Genomic DNA, 21,631 nt, shown 5'->3' on the forward strand with positions numbered 1-21,631 from the left:
CCCCTACCCCCGCTCGCCCTCGCCCCCCCCCCCCCCCCCCCCTTCTCCGTCCCGCCGATCGGCGGAGGGACCACACGCCGGATCCGGAGCGGGAACCGGGAGGAAACGCGGTTCCGGCCGCCGTTCCGCAGCCACCCTCCTTCGTCGTCGGTCAGTGGGCCGTGCGGTCCGGGCGCCGTCCGCGCTGCCTCGGAGTGTCGGGCAGGTCGGCAGTGCGGACGGCGCGGGTGCGGGTCGTAGGCCGTTACGAGGGGGAGCCGACGACCCGGCCGCCTCTTGCGAGGGAGTTCATTCAACCGAGCCCGGGTGCCGCGCGGCAGAGCGCACAGCAGGAGGGTTCGGGCATTCCGTTCACACCCCGTGTGAATCGTGCTCCACTAGGCTCATTGCGACACGCACCTGGGGGGACGATGGAGCCCAATGTCCTGCTCGAATCGCTGATCGAGGAGGCCGGCGTGTCCCGCGCGGGCCTCGCCGGTCACGTCAACCGGGCGGGCCTGGCCCGCGGGCTGAGCCTGCGGTACGAACACACGGCGGTCTCCCGCTGGCTCAAGGGCCAGCGCCCGCGCGGACAGGTGCCCGACCTGATCTGCGACGTGCTGGCGGGCCGGCTGGGGCGGCCCGTCGGCCTCGACGACATCGGGATGGGCGCCTTCGCCGCGTCGGGGGCGGACGCCGGCGCGGACAGCGCTTCCCTCTCCGGATTCGTCGAGCGGGCCACCGCCCTGTGGCGCTCCGACGAACAGCAGCGTCCCCACCTCGCGACCGTCCCCGCCGTCACGGGGACCCCGGCGGTCATGCCGGTCTGGGAGTGGGAGAACCCCCCGGAGGACACCGACGTCTCCCGTCCCGGGCCCGGCCGGGTGAGCGCCTCCGACATAGCGGTGCTCAAGGCGGCCCGCGACCACTACGAGCAGATGTATCGCAAGACCGGCGGCATCGCGACCAGGTCCCGCGTCGTCCGCTTCCTCAACGCGGAGGCCGCGCCGCTGCTGCGCGGCGGCTACAGCGACGCGCTCGGCCGGAGCCTGCACCGGGCGACGGCGGGGCTGGTGGCGGTGGCGGGCATCTGCGCCTACGACTCCGACGCCCACGGGCTCGCCCAGCGCTACTTCCACCAGGCGCTGCGGCTCGCCAAGTCCAGCGGGGACCGGGGGCTCGGCGGCTATGTGATCGCCCTGCTGGTCACCCAGTCGCTGTTCCTCGGCGACTTCCGCCGCTCCATCGCCTTCGCCGAGGCCGCGCTGCGGGCCGCCGGAGCCCACATCACCCCGGCCCTCGCCGCCGATCTGCACGCCATGCAGGCCAAGGCTTACGCCCGGCTCGGCGACGCGGCGAGCGCCCGGGCCTGCATCGGGCGGGCCGAGGCCCAGGCGGGCCGGATCCACACCGGCCGGGAGCCGGACGAGACGGGGTACGTCCAGCCCGGCCTGGTCGACGTCCAGGTGGCGGAGGCGCTGCTCGGTCTCGGCGATCTGCCCGCCGCCCGGGAGCACGCGGCCTCCGCGGTGCGCGCCCCGGCGCACGACCGGGGGCGCGTGCACCGTCTCGCGATGTTGAGTCATATCGAGCTGCTGCAGGGCGAGGCCGATCGCGCGGCCGGTACAGCTGCCGAAATGGCGACACGAGCCCGGGGAATGGAGTCCCAGCGGCTGCGCGACCGGCTGCGGCAGGTCCGGCGCGAGCTGGCCGCGAGCGGGTGCGCCGACGCGGTGGGGACCACCGATCTCATCGACGAGGCGCTCCGCGTGCCTCTGTGAGCTCCACCGACGCCCCGCCGTTCGTTCACCACTGCGGCCGAGCCTGCTGGCATGTTGACCCCAACATGTCGAAAGGCGGCAGAACCGTGCAGTGGACGAACTTAAGCGAACAGAATGTGTATCAGAACCCGTGGTTCCGGGTGAATCTGGCGGATGTCGAGCTCCCCGACGGCAGCCACCTCGACCACTTCGTGATCCGGCTGCGCCCCGTCGCGGCCGCCACCGTCGTCAACGAGGCGAACGAGGTGCTGCTGCTCTGGCGGCACCGGTTCATCACCGACAGCTGGGGGTGGGAGCTGGCCGCGGGCGTCGTCGAGGACGGCGAGGACATCGCGGTGGCAGCGGCCCGGGAGATGGAGGAGGAGACCGGCTGGCGCCCCGGCGAACTGCGCCCCCTGCTCACCGTGGAACCGTCGAACGGCCTCACCGACGCCCGCCACCATCTGTACTGGTCCGACGAGGCGCACTGGACCGGCCATCCAAGGGACGCCTTCGAGTCCTCACGCCGGGAGTGGATACCCCTCAAGGTGGTCCCGGACATGATCGCCCGGGGCGAGGTGCCCGCCGCGAACATGGCGGCCGCCCTGCTGATGCTGCACCACCTGAGACTGGGCTGACCCCGACCCCGTAAGAACCGCTCTCCGGTGGGCGCAGGAGCCGGCCCCGGGGTGACCGGGACCGGCTCCTGGCGGCGTGGAGGCGGCTCGGCCGGACCACCGACACGTCAGCTCATCGAGGCGGCGGACCTCAGAGCAGGACGGGAAGAGAATCCAGTCCGCGAACGAGCCGGGTTCGCCGCCAGTCCAACCGGTCCGCCGATACGGCGAGCCGGATGTTCGGGAAGCGGATCAGAATCGCGCGTAGGGCGATGTGGGCTTCGGCTTTGGCGAGTGGTGCGCCGACGCACCGGTGGATGCCGTGGCCGAAGCTGAGATGACCCGTCGCGTCCCGGTCCAGGTCGAGCTGGTCCGGTGCCGGGAAGCGTTCAGGGTCACGGTTGGCGGCTCCGAGGGCGACGAGTACGGGGACGCCCGCGGGGATCTCGGTTCCGCCCAGAGTGATGGCTTCCGTGGTGAACCTGAAGGTGGAGGTGCTGACGGGGGCGTCGAAGCGGAGCAGCTCGTCCAGTGCGTGCGGGAGGGCGTCCGGGTTGCTGCGCAGGCGTTCCATCGCGGCGGGGTGCCGCAGCAGGGCCAGCGCGGCGTTGCCGAGTAAGTGGGTGGTCGTCTCGTGGCCGGCGACGAGCAGCAGCACGGCCAGGGACACCAGCTCCTCCTCGTCGAGGCGGTCCTCGCCGTCGCGCGCGGCAATGAGGCGGTCCAGGAGCGAATCGCCCGGCCGGAGGCGCTTCGACGCGATGAGGCCGGTCATGTACGCGGCGACGGCGTGCGAGGCGGCGTCGGTACGGTCGGGCCGTCCGGCGGCGAACAGTTCGGCGGACCAGTGCCGGACCTTCGGCCGGTCGGTCCCCGGCACGCCGAGTAGTTCGCAGATCACCATGACCGGAAGAGGGACGGCGAGGTCGGCGACGAGGTCGACCGGCCCGCGGGCGGGCCACCGGTCCAGCAGTTCATCGGTCAGTCGGGTGATGAAGGGGCGGATCCCGGCGACAGCGCCGCTCGTGAACGCACCGGTGACCAGCTTCCGGAGCCTGGTGTGACGAGGCGGGTCGCTCGCCAGCATGGTGTGCGCAACGGCGGGATGCAGCCGGCGCTTCGAGTCCTTGCCGGCGAAGAAGGCGGAGGTGTCCTTGGAAAGTCGCTCGTCGCCGAGAGCCTGCCGGGCTTCCGCGTATCCGGTGACCAGGTAGCTGCGGCGCCCGCCGGCCCCGGATGCCACGGCCCGCACGGGGCACTCGGAGCGCATGGCCGCGTATGCGGGATAGGGGTCGCGGGCGGACCGGCTGGCCCCGGCGGCGTCGTTCATGGTGTCGGGCTCCAAGCGGCGAGGTGTACCGGTGACTGGACGCCTGTGGGCGGTGCGGCACGCCCTTGCCGAACAACCCGCCCCGGCGCGCCCGGCGGCGTGAGCGCCGGGCCCGCGGGCGGTTGGTCGGTTGGTCAGGCGTACGGGTAGAAGCCCGAGCCGGTCTTGCGGCCGAGGCGTGCCGCGTCGACCGTGCGCCGGAGCGGCGTACAGCGGCTCCTTGTACTCGCGCACAACTGGTCGGCGCTGGGCGCCGTGGTCTGTGGTCGGGGAAAGACTACCTACCCAAGCGTCGAGGACCGCCTGATCCGCTCGGTTCGACGGCGTCTGTCTGGAGTAGGCGACCAAGGGACGGCTCAGCCGAGTTCGGTGTTCTTGGGCAGCCTGCCCCGGAAGTCGCGCCCGGAACGTTCGTCCTCACCTTGGACATGGCCTTCGTGCCAGCCGTGGACGGCCGCGTGGAGGATCGCCTCCTCCGCCCTGCTTCGCCGGTGGACCACGGCCCGGCTCCTTTCGTACTCACGGGGACGACGGGACATGCTGTCGCCGGAGGCGGGTGACGCTCCCACTCGGTGGTCTCGGCGGGACATACAGGAGGTGACCATGTCCATGAGACGGAGGGACGGGAGCGCTTGGACCTGCGAGAACCGGCCCACCCACATACTTGTGATGCTCTACGGTGCCATCAGCCGACCAGGACGAGGGGGAACCCGTGGGACAGCCGAGGACGATGCTCGCCCAACGAATATCCGATCAACGGGCGGGGGTTGGTGATCCGCGGGCGTTGGTGGGTGAGATGCGGCGCACGGTTCTTCTGGTTCCGTCGGCGGAGCCCGGCCTGTGGAGTGCCCGATCGGGCGGTGTTCGGTGGATCTGCGCGTTCACGGACGAGACGGCGCTGGCTCGCTTCGCTGTTCACCACGGCCCGGGTGATCGTCTGATGGACTACGTCGCGCTGCTCGGGGCGCGAATCGTGGATGAGATCGTTCCGACTTTGAGCGAACCCACCGGGCTCGCGGTGGACATCGCCGATGAGGACGGGGCGATGTTCTTCCCGCCGGTCACCGGCGTCGTCCCGGACGGCGTCGCGGTCGACTCCGGAGCGGCGCAGGGGGGAGGCGGCCGTGAGCGGTGACGGATCGGACCTCGCCTTCGATCAGACGTCGGTGGCGAAGTTCACGCGGGGTGTGGGCGCGACCATTGACCAACTCGGCGAACTCGGCGGCGCCACCGGGTCGGTGATGGGCAAGGGGTTCTCGGGTCTGGCCATGACGGGCATGGAGGCAGGGCATCGAGGGCTGTCCGTCGATTTCGAGGATTTCTGCGAACGGTGGGAGTGGGGAGTGCGCGGCCTGGTGAGCGACGCGAGCGCGCTCGCGGACCGTCTCGGGCTGGCGGCGGGCACGCAGTGGGAGCATGACCAGTACGTTGAGGGCTCCTTCAAGGTCGGCGTCAGTGCAGCGATGGGCGGCAACCCACACGCCAGCGAGGAGGACATTTCCCATCAGGGCTGGGGCGACATCGTCACTCCCGACTACCTGGACCCGGACTGGAGTGCCGAGTCGTTCGAGAAGGCCGGCCAGGACGTGGAGCAGACCTGGAAGGACACCGGCCGCACCGTTCTCACCGAGGGACAGGGCGGTCGGGAGGCGGAGAGGCTCAAGACCGAGCTCGGCCTCAGCGACGGTCAGTGGGACCGGGCACTGGACGACACGTTTGGGCCGTCGCCCGAGGAACGCGCCCAGCAGGCACCCCAACAGGGCGACGCGAACGCAGGCGGGGACGACTGAGGATGGGCGTCGAGGATTTCATCAGAGACATCACGCCCGACTCGGTCGAGGACGTGGTTGAGGACGGTGTGGAGTGGGCCGGCAACCGGGTCGAGGGCGCCGGGAACTGGACGGCGGACCGGCTGGACGACGTGGGCTGGGAATCCGGTTCGGACTGGGTGCGGGAGAAGTCGCGCTCGGTTGCGAACCGGATGGGCGCCGATGTCGACGAAATGGACCTCGGGCAAACCGAGGACAAGGCCAAGCTGGTGTACGGAAGCCCCAGCAAGCTCCATGCCACGGCGGAACAGCTTCGCTCCTTTCAGAAGGCGTTCGACGACGCCGGGGGCGGGTTGAAGGGCCTCGACTCCTCGCGGCTGAAGGGTGAGACGGCCAATGCGCTGCGCACGGCGGTGAGTACCCAGCCGCCGAAGTGGTTCACCGGTGCCGATGCCTTCGAGAAGGCGGCTGCCGCGCTGGAGGCGTTCGCCTACACCGTCACCTGGGCACAGAACCAGGCGCAGACGGCTATCGACATGTGGAAGGAAGGCGTCAAAGCCTCCCAGGGCGCGGCCGACGGACACCGCAAGCGGATCGACGACTACAACAAGGCCGTGAACCGCTACAACGCACAGGCCCCCGAGGAGCGCAACCCCGGCACTCTGCCGCCCTGCCCAGCGCCGACGTTCGACGACCCCGGCAAATCGATCATGCAGGACGCGCAGGAACTCCTCGTCCAGGCCCGCGAACAGCGGAACACTGCGGCGGAGACCGTCCGCAGCGCCGTCCGCGCCGCCCGGGACAAGGCCCCTGAGAAGCCCACGTACGCACAACAGGTGGCCAGCGGTCTGCAGGAACTGCAGATCATCAACGACCACGTCGGCGGCGGCGTCATCAAGGGCACCGCAGGGCTGCTGAACTTCGTCCGGGGGATCAACCCGCTGGACCCGTACAACATCACTCACCCCGCTGAGTACGCCACCAGCCTCAACAGTCTGGCCGCCGGTCTGGTCGTCACCGCCAACGACCCGGTCGGCACCGGCAAGCAGATGATCAGCGACTTCATGAAGGACCCCGCGGAAGGGTTCGGCCGGCTGCTGCCCGACGCGGCACTGACCGCGGCCACCGGCGGAGGCGGCGCCGTCGCCAAGGGTGTCCGCCTCGCCGCGGATATGGCGAAGGCCGCACGGGCCCGTCGGCTGCTCGACAACGCCCCCAACGGCACCCACAACCGTCCCGACGGGCGCCGCGTCGTCGCCAATACCGATCCGGTCGACCTCGCATCGGGACGGATGTTCCTGCCCCAGACCGACCTGGTGCTGCCGGGAACCCTGCCGCTGGTCTTCACCCGCCGCACCGAGTCCGGTCTGCTGGCAGGCCGGTTCCTCGGCCCCTCTTGGACCTCCACCGTCGACGAGCGCCTGGAGATCGACGCTGCCGGCGTCGTCCACGTCACCGCCGACGGCCTCCTGATTGCCTATCCGCACCCCGCCCCAGGCACCCCGACCGAACCGGAGTCCGGGACCGCCCGCACACTGCTGGCCCGTGACGTGACCGGCGATTACACCGTCACCGATCCCGGCACGGGCTTGGTCTGTCACTTCACCGACCCGGCCGACAGCGAACCGGGCGGCGACGGCGACGCCTGGCTGGACCGGGTCGAGGACCGCCACGGCAACTGGTGGGCCGTGGAACGTACCAAAACCGGCACCCCGCTTGCCCTGATCTGCTCCGCCGGCCGCCGTGTTTCTGTCGCGGTGAGCGACGGTCGGGTCACGGCCCTGGCCCTGGCGGGAGCGGGAGAGAACGGGGCGGACCTGCCTCTGATGCGCTACGGCTACGAGGACGGAAACCTCACCACCGTAGTCAAACCGTCCGGCGCCACCACCACCTTCGTCCACGACGACCGCCGCCGCGTCACCGCCTGGATCGACTCCAACAACAGCCGCTACGACTACACATACGACGACCGAGACCGCGTCATCGACGAGGGCGGTCAGGCCGGCCACATCCAGATCACCCTCACCTACACCGAACCCGACCCGGACACCGGACTTCGCACCACCACCCTCACCACGGCCGGCGGACACACGACCCGACACCGGATCGATCGCCACTGCCGGGTGGTGGCCACCACCGATCCGCTCGGCCACACCACCCGCTTCACCTACGACAACCGCGGCAACACCCTGACCCGCACCGATCCGCTGGGCCGCACCACCGCCTTCACCCACGACAAGGACGGCCGCCTGCTCGCCGTCACCCGCCCCGACGGGAGCGAACTACGCACCGCGCGCGACCCGTCGGGTGCGTCCACGGAATTCCGCGGGCCGGACGGCGCCCGCTGGCTCCAGGAATTCGACGAGCACGGCAGCCGCACCGCAGTCACCGACCCGGCCGGCGCCACCACCCGGTACGCCTACGACGGCCGGGGCAGGCTGACCACCGTCACCGACGCCCTCGGCGCCACCACCACCGTGCGCTGCGACGCTGCGGGGCTGCCGGTGGCAGTGACCGACCCGGCCGGCGGCACCACCCGCCTGGAGCGCGATGCTCTGGGCCGGATCGTACGCACCGTCGACCCAATGGGCAGCGTGACCCGGGTCGTCCTGGACGAGGACGGCAATCTCGCCCGCCGTGTCGCCCCGGACGGTGCCGCCGAGTCGTGGACGTACGACGGCGAGGGCAACCCCCTCAGCCACACCGGCCTGGCCGGCGGCATATCCCGCTTCGAGTACACGCACTTCGACCTGCTCACCACCCGCACCGGACACGACGGCAGCCGCCACACGTTCGAGCACGACGCGGATCTGCGGTTGATCCGGGTCACCGGCCCACACGGCACCTGGTCCTATACGTACGACGCCGCCGGCCGGCTCGCTTCCGAGACCGACTTCGACGGCCGCACTCTCACCTACCGGTACGACGCCGCCGGGCAGCTCACCGCCCGGTCCGACAGCCTCGGCCGGACCGTGTCCTACATCTACGACCAGCTCGGCCAAGCGGTCCGCAAGGACGTGGCGGGCAAGGTGACCACCTACGCGTACGACCGGGCCGGACGCCTGCTGCACGCGGCCGGACCGGACAGCGAGATCGTCTACGCGTACGACCGACGTGGCCGGACCAAGACCGAACTCGTCGACGGCCGCGCCATGAACTACGCCTACGACACCCTGGGCCGCCGGGCCCGCCGCATCACCCCCACCGGCGCGATCACCGAGTACGGCTACGACGCCGCCGGCCGTGCCGCCCGAATATCCAGCGGCGGACGCGAGATAGCCTTCACCCACGACGCGGCCGGCCGGGAACTCGAGCGCGTCTTCGGCGGATCCCTCACTCTGGCCTCCGCCTGGGACGAGGCCGGAAGGATCAGCGCCCAGCACCTGACGGTCGGGGGCCGTTCCCTCAACCGCCGACACTATGCCCACCGCGCCGACGGCTACCTCACCTCCGTGACCGACGATCTGTCAGGCTCCCGCACCTTCGACCTGGACGCGTCCGGACGGGTCACCGGGGTCCACGCCGAGGGGTGGACCGAGCGTTACGCCTACGACGCCGCCGGCAACCAGGCGGCGGCCTCCTGGCCCGATTCACACCCCGGCCACGACGCCACCGGCCCCCGCTCCTACACCGGAACCTCCGTCACCAGGGCCGGCAAGGTCCGCTTCGAACACGACGCCCTCGGCCGCGTGACCTTGCGCCAAAGAACCCGTCTGTCACGCAAGCCCGACACCTGGCGCTATGAATGGGACGCGGAGGATCGTCTCGCCGCCGTGGTCACACCCGACGGCACCCGCTGGCGCTACCTCTACGACCCCTTGGGCCGCCGCACGGCAAAACAGCGCCTCGCTGACGACGGCGAGAGCGTCGCAGAGGAGGTCCGCTTCTCCTGGGACGGCACGACCCTGTGCGAACAGACCGTCCACACACGGGGCCAGCCACACATGGTCGCCCTCACCTGGGACCACCGCGGCCTGGTCCCGCTGTCCCAGACGGAACGCCTCCTCACCCCGGACACTCGGCAGGAGGAGATCGACCGCCGGTTCTTCGCCATAGCCACCGACCTCGTGGGAACGCCTACCGAACTGGTCGACGAGTCCGGCGAGATAGCGTGGCGTGCCAGGAGCACCCTCTGGGGCACCACTGCTTGGGCCCGCTCCAGTACGGCCTACACCCCGCTGCGTTTCCCCGGCCAGTACTACGACCCGGAGACCGGTCTCCACTACAACCTCTTCCGCCACTACGACCCGGAGACCGGTCGCTACACCTCCCCGGACCCGCTCGGCCTCGGCCCCGCGCCGAATCCGGTCGCTTATGTGCACAATCCGTTCACCGTCTGCGACCCCCTCGGGCTGTCGCCGTACTCGCGGTTCAAAGGTCTGGGCTGGTTGACGGACAACCAGCTCACACGCCCGTCGTTCCGGTACCAGCGCCTTGTCACCGACCAGAGCTACGAGCAGCAGTGGATATTGCCGGACGGCCGTGAGGTCCACGTCGACGGCGGTCCGCAGGACGGCTGGATCACGGAGGCGAAGTGGACCGGCGGTGACAACGTCGGTGAATGGGATAGCTCCCCGTACAACCCCGATTTCGATTTCTACAACGAGAGCCGGCTCACAACGCAGGCCGACAAACTGCTCGCCCTTAACGAGGATCTAGGAGGCAAGGGAGTCCGCTATATGGTGTCCAATGAATGGGGTGCCGCGCATGTGAACGAAGTGCTGTCCAAGGCCTTCCCCGAGGCCTACGCCAGCGGGCAGCTGAAGGTGTATCACGTGCCTGGCAACGGTATGAGTGGAATGAGTTCATGGCTGAAGTAATCGCAATGCTGGAAGAGCTGAAGGACATCACCCCGGTGGCCGCCGGGAGCGCGGCGGCGTGCTTCGGGGCCCAGGAGTGGACGCCCAGAGGTAAGCCACGCGACGGCGTGGAGACGTCGTGGCGCAAGGGCGGCGTCCGGGGCTGGATCCAGACGTTCCGCACTGGTGCGGTCCGCGTCTCGTTCGCCGTCTGGATCCGCGACGTCGACGAGTCGGGCTACTTCGACGACCTGGATGCCGTCTACGAGGAGGGCGGGCAGGTGTTGGCCGACTTCCTCCCCGAGATCGAGGAGTCCCCGCTTGCCGGCCACCTCATCGAGGCCGAGGTGACGGAGGCGGACAGGGACGAGTACATCAAGCTGAAGAAGTGGACCCTCGACGGCCGGACTCTGACCGCCGGTGTGATCCAGCATGACACCGATCTTCCGGTGATGGTCATGGTGGTGCTGGAGGAGCCCGGCGCTGCCTGACTCAGCCCGTACGCCAGGGCGCCCGCGTCTCCATCCGATGCCAGTCAGTGAGGGCGAAGGGGGGCGTGGACCCCTCTGGACCTGCTGACGCGGGACAACATGAGCGCACCCAACTGGTGCCTTCTGAACAGGCGAAACAACATCTGGCGGCACTCCCGGGCACGGTGTGTCAGGACCGCTCGTGTACTCGCAATGCGTAGGTCCCAGGTCCGAGTCGCAGGGACTTTTCAGGGACTTTCAGCTCTGTCGGAGGGACATCCGAGGGAGTTTTCGCAGTACAAGCGCGGAAGGCTGCGACAGCGCTGAAAGGCCCCGGGCGGGCCCGCCGACGTGAGCGACGGGATCGCCCGGGGGACGGTCAGTAGGCGTAGAACCCCGACCCCGTCTTGCGGCCGAGGCGCCCCGCGTCGACCATCCGCTGGAGCAGCGGGGGAGCGGCGTACAGCGGCTCCTTGTACTCGGCGTACATCGAGTCAGCGACCGAGGCCACGGTGTCGAGGCCGATCAGGTCAGCCAGCTTGAGCGGACCCATCGGGTGGGCGCAGCCCATCTCCATGCCGTTGTCGATGTCCTCGCGGCTGGCGATGCCCGACTCGAACATCCGGATCGCGGAGAGCAGGTACGGGATCAGCAGCGCGTTCACGACGAAACCGGACCGGTCCTGGGCCCGGATCGGGTGCTTGCCGAGGACGTCCTGCACGACGGCCTCGGCGCGCGCGATCGTCTCGTCCGAGGTGGTCAGTGCCGGGATCAGCTCGACGAGCTTCTGCACCGGCGCCGGGTTGAAGAAGTGGATGCCGATGACCCGGTCCGGGCGCGAGGTGGCGACGGCCAGCTTCACCAGCGGGATCGAGGAGGTGTTGGAGGCCAGGATCGCGTCCTGCCGGGTCACGACCTGGTCGAGCACCTGGAAGATCTCGGTCTTGACCTGCTCGTTCTCCACGACGGCCTCGATGACGAGATCGCGGTCGGCGAACTCCCCGAGATCGGTGGTGAAGCTCAGCCGGCCGAGGGTCTCGTCCCGCTCCTCCGCGCTGATCTTGCCCCGCTCGGCGGCCTTCGAGAGGGAGTTGTGCAGACGGGTGCGGCCGATCTCCAGCGCTTCGCCGGTGGTCTCGGCGACCTTCACTTCGAGGCCGCTGCGCGCGCACACCTCCGCGATACCTGCGCCCATCTGGCCACAGCCCACCACTCCGACGCGTGCAATGTCGGCCATAAGGTCCGTCACCTCGTGCCTTTCGCTGTTCTCCGTATCGCAGGGTCCCGTGTGATTCCGGTGCCCGCCTCGACCCCACGACGTTACTCCGCATGCCGACCCAAACGTCCCGCGGGTCATGGCGGCTACGGGTGGGCATGATGCGGTTACGTAGAGCCATCGGAGTCGGGGTGCGGGACATGCTGGAGAGAGGCGGGTCAGGATGCGTCGAACGGGTGTGGCGAGAAGGGCGTTCGTGCTCAGTGCGGCCGGACTGCTGGCGGCGATGACGACGGCCGGCGACGCGGTCGCCTCCCCGTCGGGGCGGCGGAGGGGCGGCGGGCTTCCGGAGGCGGTGGCGGGGCAGGTGCGCGGCATGTGGATCGCCACGGTCGCCAACATCGACTGGCCGTCCAAGCCGGGGCTCACGGCGGCGAAGCAGGAGGCCGAGCTGTTCGCCTACCTGGACCGGGCGGTCGAGCTGCGGCTCAACACGGTGGTGTTCCAGGTCCGCCCGACCGCCGACGCCCTGTGGCCCTCGCCGCACGAGCCGTGGGCCGAATGCCTCACCGGAACCCAGGGCGAGGACCCGGGATGGGACCCGCTCGGCACGGCGGTGCGCGCGGCGCACGACCGGAGCCTGGAGCTGCACGCCTGGTTCAACCCCTACCGCGTGGCGAACCATACGGACCCGTCCCGCCTGGTCGCCTCCCACCCGGCCCGGAAGCACCCGGACTGGGTCGTGCCGTACGGCGGGAAGCTCTACTACAACCCCGGGCTGCCGGAGGTCCGCCGCTTCGTCCAGGACGCGATGCTGGACGCCGTGCGGCGCTACGACATCGACGCGGTGCACTGGGACGACTACTTCTACCCGTATCCGGTGGCCGGGCAGACCTTCGACGACGACGCGGAGTTCGAGCGCTACGGCGGCGGCTTCGCCGACCGGGCGGCCTGGCGGCGCGACAACATCGACCGGCTCGTGCGCGAGACGGGGGAGCGGATCCGTGCGATCAAGCCGCACGTCCGCTTCGGCATCAGCCCCTTCGCGGTCTGGCGCAACAAGGAGACCGACCCGCTGGGGTCGGACACCCGGGCGGGCGTGCAGACCTACGACGACCTGCACGCCGACACCCGCAAGTGGGTCAGGGAGGGGTGGATCGACTACATCTGCCCGCAGATCTACTGGCACATCGGCCAGACCGCCGCCGACTACGCCAAGGTTCTCGCCTGGTGGAGCGCGACCGTCCGTGGCACGGGCGTCGAGCTGTACGTGGGCGAGGCACTGTACAAGGCGGGCGACCCGGCTCAGGCCGACGCCTGGCAGGACCCGGCGGAACTCTCCCGCCACCTCACCCTCGCCCGGGACCACGAGGAGGCGGGCGGCCACGTCTTCTTCTCCGGGAAGAGCGTGCTGGCGGACCGTATCGGTGCGATGCGACGCGTGGTGGCCGACCACTACACGGACCGGGTCCGGCTCTATCCGGACCGGGGCCGCGCCCGTTCGTCCCGTCGGGGCCGGCCCTCGGGGTGAGCCGGGGCCCGGCCCGGGGAGCGTCCCGGGTGAGCCCTCGGGGAGCAGCCCCCGGGCAGCCCAGGAGCCGGGACCCGGCCGCGCGGTCCCGGTCCCGGGCGCCGCTACCGCGCCTGCCCGTCCCTCGGCGCCTCCCTGTGCTGTACGACGCTGTCGGGACCCGGTGACATCAGGTGTTCGTGGCCGTCGTCGAAGCGGAGCCGGTACGGGGGAGCGCCCCCGTCACCGAGCACCTCGATGATCTCGGCGACCCGGTCGTGCTGTCCCACGGTCCTGCCGTGCATCAGCAGCCGGTCGCCCGTGTGTGCCTCCATCGGGAGCGACCTCCTCACAGGGGGAGACGGTGTCCGTGTCGACAAGTCTATGACCGTACGGGCCGGGATTCCCGTCCTGCGCGGCGGCCGGCCCGCTGGGTGGCGGCGATGCAGAGGAGTACGGCCACCGCCGCGACCGGGGCAGCGGCCGAGATCTCCTCGCCGAGCAGGAGGAAGGACCACACGAGCGTCAGCAGCGGCTGGGCGAGCTGGAGCTGACTGGCGCGGGCCACGCCGATCGCCGCCATCCCCCGGTACCAGACGTACAGCCCGAGGAAGGTCGATCCGGCGGCGACCCAGACCAGGCCGAGGACGCCGTGGGCGTTCAGGTGCACGGGTTCGAGCGGCAGGGCCACCAGGCTGCCCGCCACCGCGAGCGGCAGGCACAGGACCAGTGCCCAGCCGATCACCTGCCACCCCGGCATCACCCGGGCGAGCCGGCCGCCCTCGGTGTACCCGGCCGCGCAGACCAGCAGCGCGCCGAACAGATACAGGTCGCCGGAGGCGAGAGCCCCGCCGCTCTGCTGCACGGTGAAGGCGATCACCACGGCCGCCCCGGCGAGGGCCGCGACCCAGAACGTGCGCGAGGGCCGCTCACCGGTGCGCAGGGACCCCAGGACCGCCGTGGTCAGCGGCAGCAGACCCACGACCACGGCCGCGTGCGAAGTCGTGGAGGTCTGCAGGGCCAGGGTCGTCAGCAGCGGGAAGCCCACCACCACCCCGCCCCCGACGACCGCGAGCCCCGCCCAGTGCCGGCGCGCCGGGAGCGGGACGCGCGCGGCCAGCAGCACCCCGCCCGCGATCAGGGCGGCGAGCACGCTGCGCAGAGCGACCAGGGACCAGGGGCCGAAGCTCTCCAGGCCCCAGGCCGTGGCCGGAAAGGTGAGGGAGAACGCCACGACGCCGAGCCCGGCGAGCACGGTGCCGCTCCGGCCGGCCGAGAGCCCTGGCGCGGGCCCGTTCCCGGGCTTCCCGGGCGCTGTCCGGGTGATCGCCGAAGCTGCCCGCGGAGTGCCGCCCGGATCGGCGACCGCTATCGATGAAGCTGGGGTAGCGCTATCCTGTGCTCTCATGCAAGAGCGTAGCAGCGTCGCCGAACTGGTCACTTCCCTGCGGGCCGACCTCAACCGCTACTCACCCGGTGGAAAGCTGCCGTCGAGTCGCGCACTCGTCGAACGGTTCCGGGTCAGCCCCGTCACCGTCTCCCGCGCCATCGCCCAGCTCGCCGCCGAGGGGCTCGTCACCACCCGCCCCGGCTCCGGCGCCTTCCGGGCGGAGCCTCGCGTCGCCCTGCCCGCCCCCGGCGACACGTCCTGGCAGGAGGTGTCGCTGAGCGGCGACGGCGGGCCCGAGGTGGTGCCCCGAACCGTCGACGCCTCCGGGGTGCTGGTCACCCTCGCCGCTCCGCCGCCCGGCGTCATCGAGTTCAACGGCGGCTACCTCCACGCCTCGCTCCAGCCCGAGCGGGCGCTCGCCGCGGCCCTGGCCCGCGCGGGCCGCAGGCCGGGTGCCTGGGGCCGCCCCCCGACGGACGGGCTGCCCGAGCTGCGGTCCTGGTTCGCCCGCGAGATCGGCCCCACCGTCTCGGCCGCCGACGTCCTGATCACCGCGGGCGGCCAGAGCGCACTGGCCACCGCCCTGCGCGCCCTCGCCCCGCCCGGTGCCCCGGTCCTCGTGGAGTCGCCGACCTACCCCGGGATGCTCGCCGCCGCCCGCGCCACCGGACTGCGCCCCGTCCCCGTGCCGATGGACGCCGACGGAGTCAGGCCCGAGCTGCTCGCCGACGCGTTCCGGGCCACCGGCGCCCGGGTCCTCGTCACCCAGCCGCTCTTCCAGAACCCCACCGGGGCCACCCTCGCCCCTGCCCGCCGCCCCGAGATCCTGGCCATCGCCCGGGGCGCCGGGGCGTTCGTGGTCGAGGACGACTTCGCCCGCCGGCTCGTCCACGACGACGCCGGACCGCTCCCCGCGCCGCTGGCCGCCGACGACCCCGATGGCGTCGTCGTGCACGTCTGCTCGCTCACCAAGGTCACCTCGCCCAGCCTCCGGGTCGGCGCGCTGGCCGCCCGCGGCCCGGTGCTGGAACGCCTGCGGGCCATCCAGGTCGTCGACAGCTTCTTCGTGCCCCGACCGCTCCAGGAAGCCGCGCTGGAACTCGTCGGCTCCCCGTCCTGGGGCCGCCACCTGGCCGCCGTCGCCACCGAGCTGCGCCACCGCCGTACGGCCATGGCCACCGCCCTCGGCACCGAGCTGCCCGCCCTCACGCTGCCGCTCCTCCCGGCGGGCGGCGGCAGCCTCTGGCTCCGGCTCCCGGGCGGCGGCGCGGGAACGGGCGCCGACGAACCGGCCGTCGTCTCGGCCGCCCTGCGCGCCTCGGTCGCCATCGCCCCCGGCCGCCCCTACTTCTGCGCCGAAGCCCCGGCCGGACACGTCCGCCTGAGCTTCGCCGCGGTCTCCGGAGCGGCCGAGATCGCGGAGGGCGTCCGCCGTCTCCGTACCGCTTTCGACGGCCTCCTGGACGACTGAAGGCGGCGTTCCGGCCCGCAGACCCTCTTGACCAAACAGGCGTTCGGCCCGACGATCCCGCCATGACGCTTCGGGTCACCCTGGTCGCAGCGGCGCGCAGCTCCTCCCGGCTGGCAGAACGCTTCGACGACGACCGGCCCCTCGATCAGGCCGGCTGGCACGAGGTGCAGCTCGTCGCCCACACGCTCGTCCCGCTCGGCGCCGCCGAGCTGCGTTACTGCTCGCCCACCCCGCGCAGCCGGGCCACCGGGGACGCCCTCGGCTACGCGCCGATGGCGCAACCAGCCCTGCGCGACTGGGAGATGGGCCGCTGGCGGGGGCTGACCCTGGGCGAGGTCACCGCCCGCGAGCCGGCGGCCGTGGATCTCTGGCTGGCCGACCCGCGCAGCGCACCGCACGGCGGCGAGTCGATGCTCGGCTTCATCGGGCGGGTGGGCGGCTGGCTGGACACCCGCCCCGCCGCCGAAGGCCTCGTCGTCGCGGTCGCCGAACCCGCCGTGCTCCGGGCCGCCCTCGTCTACGCCCTGAACGCACCGCCCTCCGCGTACTGGAACGTCGACGTCCGCCCCCTCTCGACCATCACGCTGGCCGGCCTGCCGGGCCGCTGGAGCCTGCGCCTGGAGGCGGGCATCCGGTGACCCGCGCAGGAGCCGGGGGCCTTCCGGGCCCTTCGGGCACTGCCCCTTCCCTCCGGTCCGACCAGTCGGTACGTTGCGGGGGCATCCGGTTCCGCCGCCGGACGCCCGCCCGCGAGGAGGAGGCCCCGTGCCGCAGATCCACGGCCACTGCGACGACCGGTTCGCCGGGGTCCGGGACGCCTTCGAGGAGAACTTCACGGAGCGCGGCGAACTGGGCGCGGCGGTGACCGTCCTGGTCGACGGCGACCCGGTGGTGGACCTCTGGGGCGGCTGGGCCGACGCCGCCCGCACCCGCCCCTGGGAACGGGACACCCTGGTCAACGTCTGGTCCACCGGCAAGGGCCCCACCGCGCTCTGCGCCCATGTCCTGGCCGACCGGGGACTGCTCGACCTCGACGCCCCGGTCGCCGCCTACTGGCCGGAGTTCGCCACGAACGGCAAGGAATCCGTCCTCGTACGCCACCTCCTCTCGCACCGCTCCGGAGTCGCCGGGCCCGACACCCCGCTCACCCTGGAGGAGCTGTACGACTGGGAGACGGCCTGCGCCAGGCTCGCCGCCACCACCCCCTGGTGGGAGCCGGGAACCCGCTCCGGTTATCACGCGATCAGTTACGGATTCCTCGTCGGCGAAGTGGTCCGCCGGATCACCGGGCTGCGGCCCGGGGCGTTCCTGCGGCGGGAGATCACCGGACCGCTGGGCATCGACTTCACCTTCGGCCTCCCCGAGAGCGAGACCCACCGGCTCGCCGAACTCGTCCAGGAACGCCCCGACCGGGCTGCCCAGGCGGCCCTCCTGGACCGGATGACCCCGGTCGCCGTCGCCTCCCTGCTCAACCCGCCCACCGGCCGGGCCGCCGCCAACACGCCCGCCTGGCGGGCCGCGGAGATCCCCGCCGCCAACGGCCACGGCACCGCCCGCGCGGTCGCGGCGCTCTACGGGATCCTGGCCGGACGCGGCAGCCTCGACGGACACCGGATCCTCTCCGAGAAGGCCGCCGCCCGGGTCGGGGAAGGGCAGGGGGCCTGTCGCGACCTCGTCCTCGGCGACGGCTTCGCCCAGGAGACGGAGATCGCCCTCGGCCTCTGGCTGAGCGGTGCGAACCGCTCCTACGGCCCCGACCCGCGTGCGCTCGGCCACGACGGCGCGGGCGGCTCCTGCGGCCTGGCCGACCCGGATGCCTCAATAGCCCTCGGATACGTCATGAACCGGATGGGCTCCCGGCTCGCCGACGACCCGCGCAAGACAGCCCTGGTGAACGCGGTCTACGCGGCCCGCGGGGAGACCGCCGCGAGGTGAGCGGAACGGGACATCCGACGTGCCGAACCAACCCGGGTTTCACCTGTGGTTGCCAGGAATGTGAGGATGTCACCATGACAACCAAGGTCTACTTCGACATCACCATCGACAATGCGCCCGCAGGGCGGATCACGTTCAACCTGTTCGACGACGTCGTCCCCAAGACGGCGGAGAACTTCCGCGCGCTCGCCACCGGCGAGAAGGGCTTCGGCTACGCCGGCTCGTCCTTCCACCGCGTCATCACGGACTTCATGCTCCAGGGTGGCGACTTCACCCGCGGCGACGGCACCGGCGGCAAGAGCATCTACGGCGAGAAGTTCGCCGACGAGAACTTCAAGCTCAAGCACGACCGCGTGGGCCTGCTCTCGATGGCCAACGCCGGCCCGAACACCAACGGTTCGCAGTTCTTCGTCACCACGGTGCTCACCCCGTGGCTGGACGGCAAGCACGTGGTCTTCGGCGAGGTCGCCGACGAGGACAGCATGGCCCTCGTCCGCAAGATCGAGGCGCTCGGCTCCTCCAGCGGCCGCACCAGCGCCAAGGTCACCATCGCTGAGTCCGGCGTTCTCTGACCGGTCAGGTAACCCGACGGGCCCGTGGCAGGGCCGTGCCACCGACGTACGCGTCGGAGGGGCGGCCCGGCCGCGGGCCCGTGGCGTACGCCCGCCCGACGCGGCCGGACCTCGGGTCAGCGGGACTGCTGATCGCCGGACTGCGCGGCCCGCTCGGCGTTGCGCTCCTTGATGCGAGCGGCCTCCTTGCGCACCTCGGCCTGCGTGGCGCGCTCCTTCTGGAGCCAGTCGGGCATCTCGTCCTTCAGTGCGTCGACCTGCTCGGTGGTGAGCGGCTCGGTGACCCCGCCGCGGGCGAGCCCCGCGATGGAGATGCCGAGCTTCGCGGCGACGACCGGACGGGGGTGCGGACCGGTGCGGCGCAGCTCCACCAGCCAGGCGGGCGGGTCGGTCTGGAGGGCGTTGAGCTCGGTGCGGGAGACGGCACCCTCCTGGAACTCGGCGGGGGTGGCCTGGAGGTACACACCCAGCTTCTTCGCCGCCGTGGCGGGCTTCATGGTCTGGGCGGTCTTGTGCGACGTCATGGGTCCAGGGTATCGACCATGGGACATACCTCCGACCACCGACCGGTAGCCTGGTTCCGTGACAGGCTCGGACATCCCCTCATCCTTCAGGCTCGCGTACGTTCCCGGCGTGACGCCCACCAAGTGGGTCAGGGTGTGGCACGAGCGGCTGCCCCACACCACCCTGGAACTCGTCCAGGCCACCCCCGCCGAGGCGCCGCGGCTGCTGGCGGGCGGCGGTGCCGACGCCGGTCTCGTACGGCTCCCGGTCGACCGGAGCGTCCTGAGCGCGATCCCCCTGTACACCGAGACCACCGTCGTCGTGATCCCCAAGGACCACGTCGCGACCGCCGCGGACGAGGTGTCGCTGGCCGAGCTGTCCGACGAGATCGTGCTGCACCCGCTGGACGACGTCCTCGACTGGGAGACCCTGCCCGGCCGCCCCGCCGTCGAGCGCCCGGCCACCACGGCGGACGCGATCGAGCTGGTGGCGGCGGGCGTGGGCGTCCTCCTCGTCCCGCAGTCCCTGGCCCGGCTCCACCACCGCAAGGACCTCACCTACCGCCCGGTCCCGGAATCCCCCGAGTCACGCGTCGCCCTGTCCTGGCCGGAGGCGGAGGAAACCCCCGACCTGGTGGAGGAGTTCATCGGGATCGTCCGGGGCCGCACCGTCAACAGCACCCGTGGCCGCGCGGCCACCCCGCAGCGCCCCACCGCGAAGGCCAAGGAGAAGGCCAAGGGCAAGCGGGCCGGCACCGGCGGCGGGTCGGGCGGCGCCCGGCACAAGCCCGCCGCGGGCAGGAAGCCCACGTCGGGCGGCCGGGCCGGCGGCCAGAGCGGCAAGCGCGGAAAGCCGCGCGGCCGGTAGCGCGCCGAGCGGCCGGGCCGCACGCGTTCCGGCGGGCGCCTGCCGGAAACGCCACCCCGCGGCGGTTCTCTCGTTGATGAGGCAACCGCCGTACGCAGGGGAGCGCCCGACCGATGCCGAACATCCGCAGAACCCAGCACCTTGGCCTCATCGGGATGGTCCTCATCGCCGTGGCCTTCACCGGACTCCAGCTGACCGCGGTCACCGGACGGGCCTCGCCCGACACGAAGAACTACCTCTCCTACGCCCTGAGCATCGGCGGTGACAGCCGGGACGAGGCGGGCCGGAGGGCCATCGCCCACACCTGCGCCAGCGGGCAGCAAGCACCCCTGAACACCATCCCCTGGACCAGCAGGAAGACCGCGGGGGAGTCGGAGGAGAGTTGCGTGCGCCGGCTGAACGACTCGGTCGCGTACTGGTCCCGCCACGGCAACACCTCAGGGATGACCGCGCCGTTCGCCAACCAGCGGTTCATGGCCATCTTCGAGGCCAGGCCCGGCTATCCGCTGTTCCTGGTCCCCTTCGTGGCGGCCTTCGGCGTGACCTGGGGCCTCTGGCTCGCCGGACTCGTCGTCGCGCTCGCCGGAAGCGTCTGCGTGCTGCTCACCCTCCGCGTCGCGGGTGCTTCCTGGCGCGCCGGTCTGGCCGGGCAGGCTCTGTACCTCGCTCTGCCGACCGGCACCGTCGCCATGAACCCCCTCAGCGACGGGCTCTCCCTGGCGCTCGGCACGGCGGTGGTCCTCGGCTGCACCCTGCTGCTGCGGGACCGGCCCCGTGCCGGCGCGGCGCTCGTCGCGGGCGGCCTGGCCCTGATGTTCCTCGTCCGCTACTCGCAGGCCCTGCTGCTGGCGGCAGCCCTCGCGGGAGTCTTCCTGGCCTGGTCCGGGTGGCTCCGTCGGAAGCGGCGGCAGACCACCCCCGTCCTCCGGGCGGCCGTACTGTGCGGTGCGTCGGCGGCGTTCATCTACGCGGGGGCGCATCTGATGTCCTGGCCCATGGGCCAGGACAGCGCCCAGGACCTGCTGACCCACCACTACCAGCGCCCCGATCTGCCCAACCCCTGGCCCGAGTTCTTCGTGCAGGAAGGGGTCTTCTGGTCGGCGTGGCTGCGACGCCAGGCCACCTATCCCGTTCTCCCCGTCCTGCTCGCCCTCTCGGCCTGGGCGCTGCTGAGGCGGCGCTCCGTGGTGCTGCCCATCGCCCTGGCGGCCGGGGCGGCTGGCCTCCTCAACCAGGCGGGCCACCCGAATCTGGCCCAACTGCTCGGCTACCGCCTCATCGTGTTCGTCTGGCTGCTGCCCGCCCTGGCGATCCCGCTGCTGCTGGACCGGCCGGCCCGGGATGCCTCACCCGTCCCCGCGCGGCCGGAGGAGGCAGGCGTCGGTCAGCGCGACGACACGGCCGACGCCGCCCAGCAGCTCCGCCAGGGCACCTGAGCCCCC

At 71.6% G+C, this 21,631-nt stretch carries 19 protein-coding genes and 1 pseudogene; 13 read left to right on the top strand and 7 right to left on the bottom strand.

The genetic code is table 11. The features are described 5' to 3' along the window. Positions 1-410: 410 nt before the first annotated feature. Positions 411-1,760: a transcriptional regulator gene (locus ACFWRV_RS25570; protein WP_384338081.1), complete on the top strand. Its 1,350-nt coding sequence runs from the start codon at positions 411-413 to the stop codon at positions 1,758-1,760. An 86-nt stretch (positions 1,761-1,846) separates the two neighbouring features. Continuing rightward, positions 1,847-2,377 (top strand): NUDIX hydrolase, encoded by a 531-nt coding sequence (locus ACFWRV_RS25575; protein ID WP_384338082.1) that lies wholly within the window; start codon positions 1,847-1,849, stop codon positions 2,375-2,377. A gap of 130 nt (positions 2,378-2,507) precedes the next feature. Here ACFWRV_RS25575 and ACFWRV_RS25580 read toward each other — a convergent pair whose 3' ends face one another. From ACFWRV_RS25580 to ACFWRV_RS25590, 3 genes and pseudogenes are all read right to left on the bottom strand, one after another. Beyond that, the gene (locus ACFWRV_RS25580) at positions 2,508-3,686 is read right to left on the bottom strand and encodes a cytochrome P450 (protein ID WP_384338133.1); all 1,179 of its coding nucleotides are present in this window, start codon (positions 3,684-3,686) and stop codon (positions 2,508-2,510) included. 134 nt (positions 3,687-3,820) lie between these two features. Then, positions 3,821-3,914, bottom strand: a pseudogene (locus ACFWRV_RS25585) (3-hydroxybutyryl-CoA dehydrogenase); the annotation flags it as partial. A 128-nt stretch (positions 3,915-4,042) separates the two neighbouring features. Further along, positions 4,043-4,186, bottom strand: coding sequence for a hypothetical protein (locus ACFWRV_RS25590; protein ID WP_384338083.1), 144 nt, complete (start codon positions 4,184-4,186; stop codon positions 4,043-4,045). 296 nt (positions 4,187-4,482) lie between these two features. On the opposite strand from ACFWRV_RS25590, the gene ACFWRV_RS25595 reads away from it, so the two are divergent. The 4 genes from ACFWRV_RS25595 to ACFWRV_RS25610 are packed head-to-tail and all read left to right on the top strand — an operon-like array spanning position 4,483 to position 10,745. Beyond that, positions 4,483-4,821, top strand: coding sequence for an SseB family protein (locus tag ACFWRV_RS25595; protein ID WP_384338134.1), 339 nt, complete (start codon positions 4,483-4,485; stop codon positions 4,819-4,821). Continuing rightward, a complete protein-coding gene (locus tag ACFWRV_RS25600) occupies positions 4,811-5,476 on the top strand; it encodes a hypothetical protein (RefSeq protein ID WP_384338084.1) in 666 nt (221 codons plus the stop codon). The genes ACFWRV_RS25595 and ACFWRV_RS25600 overlap by 11 nt, the downstream gene beginning before the upstream one ends. Before the next feature lie 2 nt (positions 5,477-5,478). Then, positions 5,479-10,275 (top strand): putative T7SS-secreted protein, encoded by a 4,797-nt coding sequence (locus ACFWRV_RS25605; protein WP_384338085.1) that lies wholly within the window; start codon positions 5,479-5,481, stop codon positions 10,273-10,275. Next, a complete protein-coding gene (locus ACFWRV_RS25610) occupies positions 10,263-10,745 on the top strand; it encodes a hypothetical protein (RefSeq protein WP_384338086.1) in 483 nt (160 codons plus the stop codon). Before ACFWRV_RS25605 ends, ACFWRV_RS25610 begins: the two co-directional genes overlap by 13 nt. 358 nt (positions 10,746-11,103) lie before the next feature. Here the strand turns inward: ACFWRV_RS25610 and ACFWRV_RS25615 are convergent, their stop codons facing one another. Beyond that, positions 11,104-11,961 carry a 3-hydroxybutyryl-CoA dehydrogenase gene (locus ACFWRV_RS25615; RefSeq protein ID WP_069755867.1) on the bottom strand — a complete coding sequence of 286 codons (858 nt, stop codon included), beginning with the start codon at positions 11,959-11,961 and terminating at the stop codon, positions 11,104-11,106. A gap of 235 nt (positions 11,962-12,196) precedes the next feature. Between ACFWRV_RS25615 and ACFWRV_RS25620 the strand changes: the two genes are divergently transcribed. After that, positions 12,197-13,471, top strand: coding sequence for a glycoside hydrolase family 10 protein (locus tag ACFWRV_RS25620; RefSeq protein ID WP_384338087.1), 1,275 nt, complete (start codon positions 12,197-12,199; stop codon positions 13,469-13,471). Between the two features lie 104 nt (positions 13,472-13,575). Here ACFWRV_RS25620 and ACFWRV_RS25625 read toward each other — a convergent pair whose 3' ends face one another. Together ACFWRV_RS25625 and ACFWRV_RS25630 are read right to left on the bottom strand one after the other, a co-directional pair. After that, complete coding sequence (locus ACFWRV_RS25625; RefSeq protein ID WP_384338088.1) at positions 13,576-13,785, bottom strand: DUF1918 domain-containing protein; 210 nt, start codon at positions 13,783-13,785, stop codon at positions 13,576-13,578. Between the two features lie 47 nt (positions 13,786-13,832). Beyond that, on the bottom strand, positions 13,833-14,858 hold the full coding sequence (locus tag ACFWRV_RS25630) for a DMT family transporter (protein WP_384338089.1): 1,026 nt from the start codon (positions 14,856-14,858) through the stop codon (positions 13,833-13,835). Between ACFWRV_RS25630 and ACFWRV_RS25635 the strand changes: the two genes are divergently transcribed. From ACFWRV_RS25635 to ACFWRV_RS25650, 4 genes are all read left to right on the top strand, one after another. Then, a complete protein-coding gene (locus ACFWRV_RS25635; RefSeq protein ID WP_384338090.1) occupies positions 14,857-16,311 on the top strand; it encodes a PLP-dependent aminotransferase family protein in 1,455 nt (484 codons plus the stop codon). The genes ACFWRV_RS25630 and ACFWRV_RS25635 overlap by 2 nt on opposite strands. Before the next feature lie 62 nt (positions 16,312-16,373). Next, positions 16,374-16,949, top strand: a complete 576-nt coding sequence (locus ACFWRV_RS25640) for a histidine phosphatase family protein (RefSeq protein WP_384338091.1) — start codon at positions 16,374-16,376, stop codon at positions 16,947-16,949. 127 nt (positions 16,950-17,076) lie between these two features. Then, positions 17,077-18,246: a serine hydrolase domain-containing protein gene (locus tag ACFWRV_RS25645; protein ID WP_384338092.1), complete on the top strand. Its 1,170-nt coding sequence runs from the start codon at positions 17,077-17,079 to the stop codon at positions 18,244-18,246. Between the two features lie 74 nt (positions 18,247-18,320). Beyond that, positions 18,321-18,818, top strand: a complete 498-nt coding sequence (locus ACFWRV_RS25650) for a peptidylprolyl isomerase (RefSeq protein WP_384338093.1) — start codon at positions 18,321-18,323, stop codon at positions 18,816-18,818. 116 nt (positions 18,819-18,934) lie between these two features. Here ACFWRV_RS25650 and ACFWRV_RS25655 read toward each other — a convergent pair whose 3' ends face one another. Then, complete coding sequence (locus tag ACFWRV_RS25655) at positions 18,935-19,342, bottom strand: DUF5997 family protein (protein ID WP_384338094.1); 408 nt, start codon at positions 19,340-19,342, stop codon at positions 18,935-18,937. Positions 19,343-19,400: 58 nt separating this feature from the next. Here ACFWRV_RS25655 and ACFWRV_RS25660 point away from each other — a divergent pair, with 58 nt between their 5' ends. Together ACFWRV_RS25660 and ACFWRV_RS25665 are read left to right on the top strand one after the other, a co-directional pair. Then, entirely contained in the window at positions 19,401-20,189 is a 789-nt protein-coding gene (locus ACFWRV_RS25660) for a LysR family substrate-binding domain-containing protein (protein ID WP_384338095.1), read from the top strand. A 113-nt stretch (positions 20,190-20,302) separates the two neighbouring features. After that, on the top strand, positions 20,303-21,625 hold the full coding sequence (locus tag ACFWRV_RS25665; protein WP_384338096.1) for a hypothetical protein: 1,323 nt from the start codon (positions 20,303-20,305) through the stop codon (positions 21,623-21,625). The last annotated feature ends 6 nt before the right edge of the window (positions 21,626-21,631 follow it).

This window comes from Streptomyces sp. NPDC058576 (assembly GCF_042718715.1).
Classification (GTDB): domain Bacteria; phylum Actinomycetota; class Actinomycetes; order Streptomycetales; family Streptomycetaceae; genus Streptomyces.

Bases quoted from the DNA above. Each gene is read 5' to 3' on its own strand.
- ACFWRV_RS25605 (WP_384338085.1), top strand. From the start codon at position 5,479: ATGGGCGTCGAGGATTTCATCAGAGACATCACGCCCGACTCGGTCGAG.
- ACFWRV_RS25615 (WP_069755867.1), bottom strand. From the start codon at position 11,961: ATGGCCGACATTGCACGCGTCGGAGTGGTGGGCTGTGGCCAGATGGGC.
- ACFWRV_RS25665 (WP_384338096.1), top strand. From the start codon at position 20,303: ATGCCGAACATCCGCAGAACCCAGCACCTTGGCCTCATCGGGATGGTC.
- ACFWRV_RS25635 (WP_384338090.1), top strand. From the start codon at position 14,857: ATGCAAGAGCGTAGCAGCGTCGCCGAACTGGTCACTTCCCTGCGGGCC.
- ACFWRV_RS25595 (WP_384338134.1), top strand. From the start codon at position 4,483: ATGCGGCGCACGGTTCTTCTGGTTCCGTCGGCGGAGCCCGGCCTGTGG.
- ACFWRV_RS25625 (WP_384338088.1), bottom strand. From the start codon at position 13,785: ATGGAGGCACACACGGGCGACCGGCTGCTGATGCACGGCAGGACCGTG.
- ACFWRV_RS25630 (WP_384338089.1), bottom strand. From the start codon at position 14,858: ATGAGAGCACAGGATAGCGCTACCCCAGCTTCATCGATAGCGGTCGCC.
- ACFWRV_RS25580 (WP_384338133.1), bottom strand. From the start codon at position 3,686: ATGAACGACGCCGCCGGGGCCAGCCGGTCCGCCCGCGACCCCTATCCC.
- ACFWRV_RS25640 (WP_384338091.1), top strand. From the start codon at position 16,374: ATGACGCTTCGGGTCACCCTGGTCGCAGCGGCGCGCAGCTCCTCCCGG.
- ACFWRV_RS25610 (WP_384338086.1), top strand. From the start codon at position 10,263: ATGGCTGAAGTAATCGCAATGCTGGAAGAGCTGAAGGACATCACCCCG.
- ACFWRV_RS25570 (WP_384338081.1), top strand. From the start codon at position 411: ATGGAGCCCAATGTCCTGCTCGAATCGCTGATCGAGGAGGCCGGCGTG.
- ACFWRV_RS25650 (WP_384338093.1), top strand. From the start codon at position 18,321: ATGACAACCAAGGTCTACTTCGACATCACCATCGACAATGCGCCCGCA.
- ACFWRV_RS25655 (WP_384338094.1), bottom strand. From the start codon at position 19,342: ATGACGTCGCACAAGACCGCCCAGACCATGAAGCCCGCCACGGCGGCG.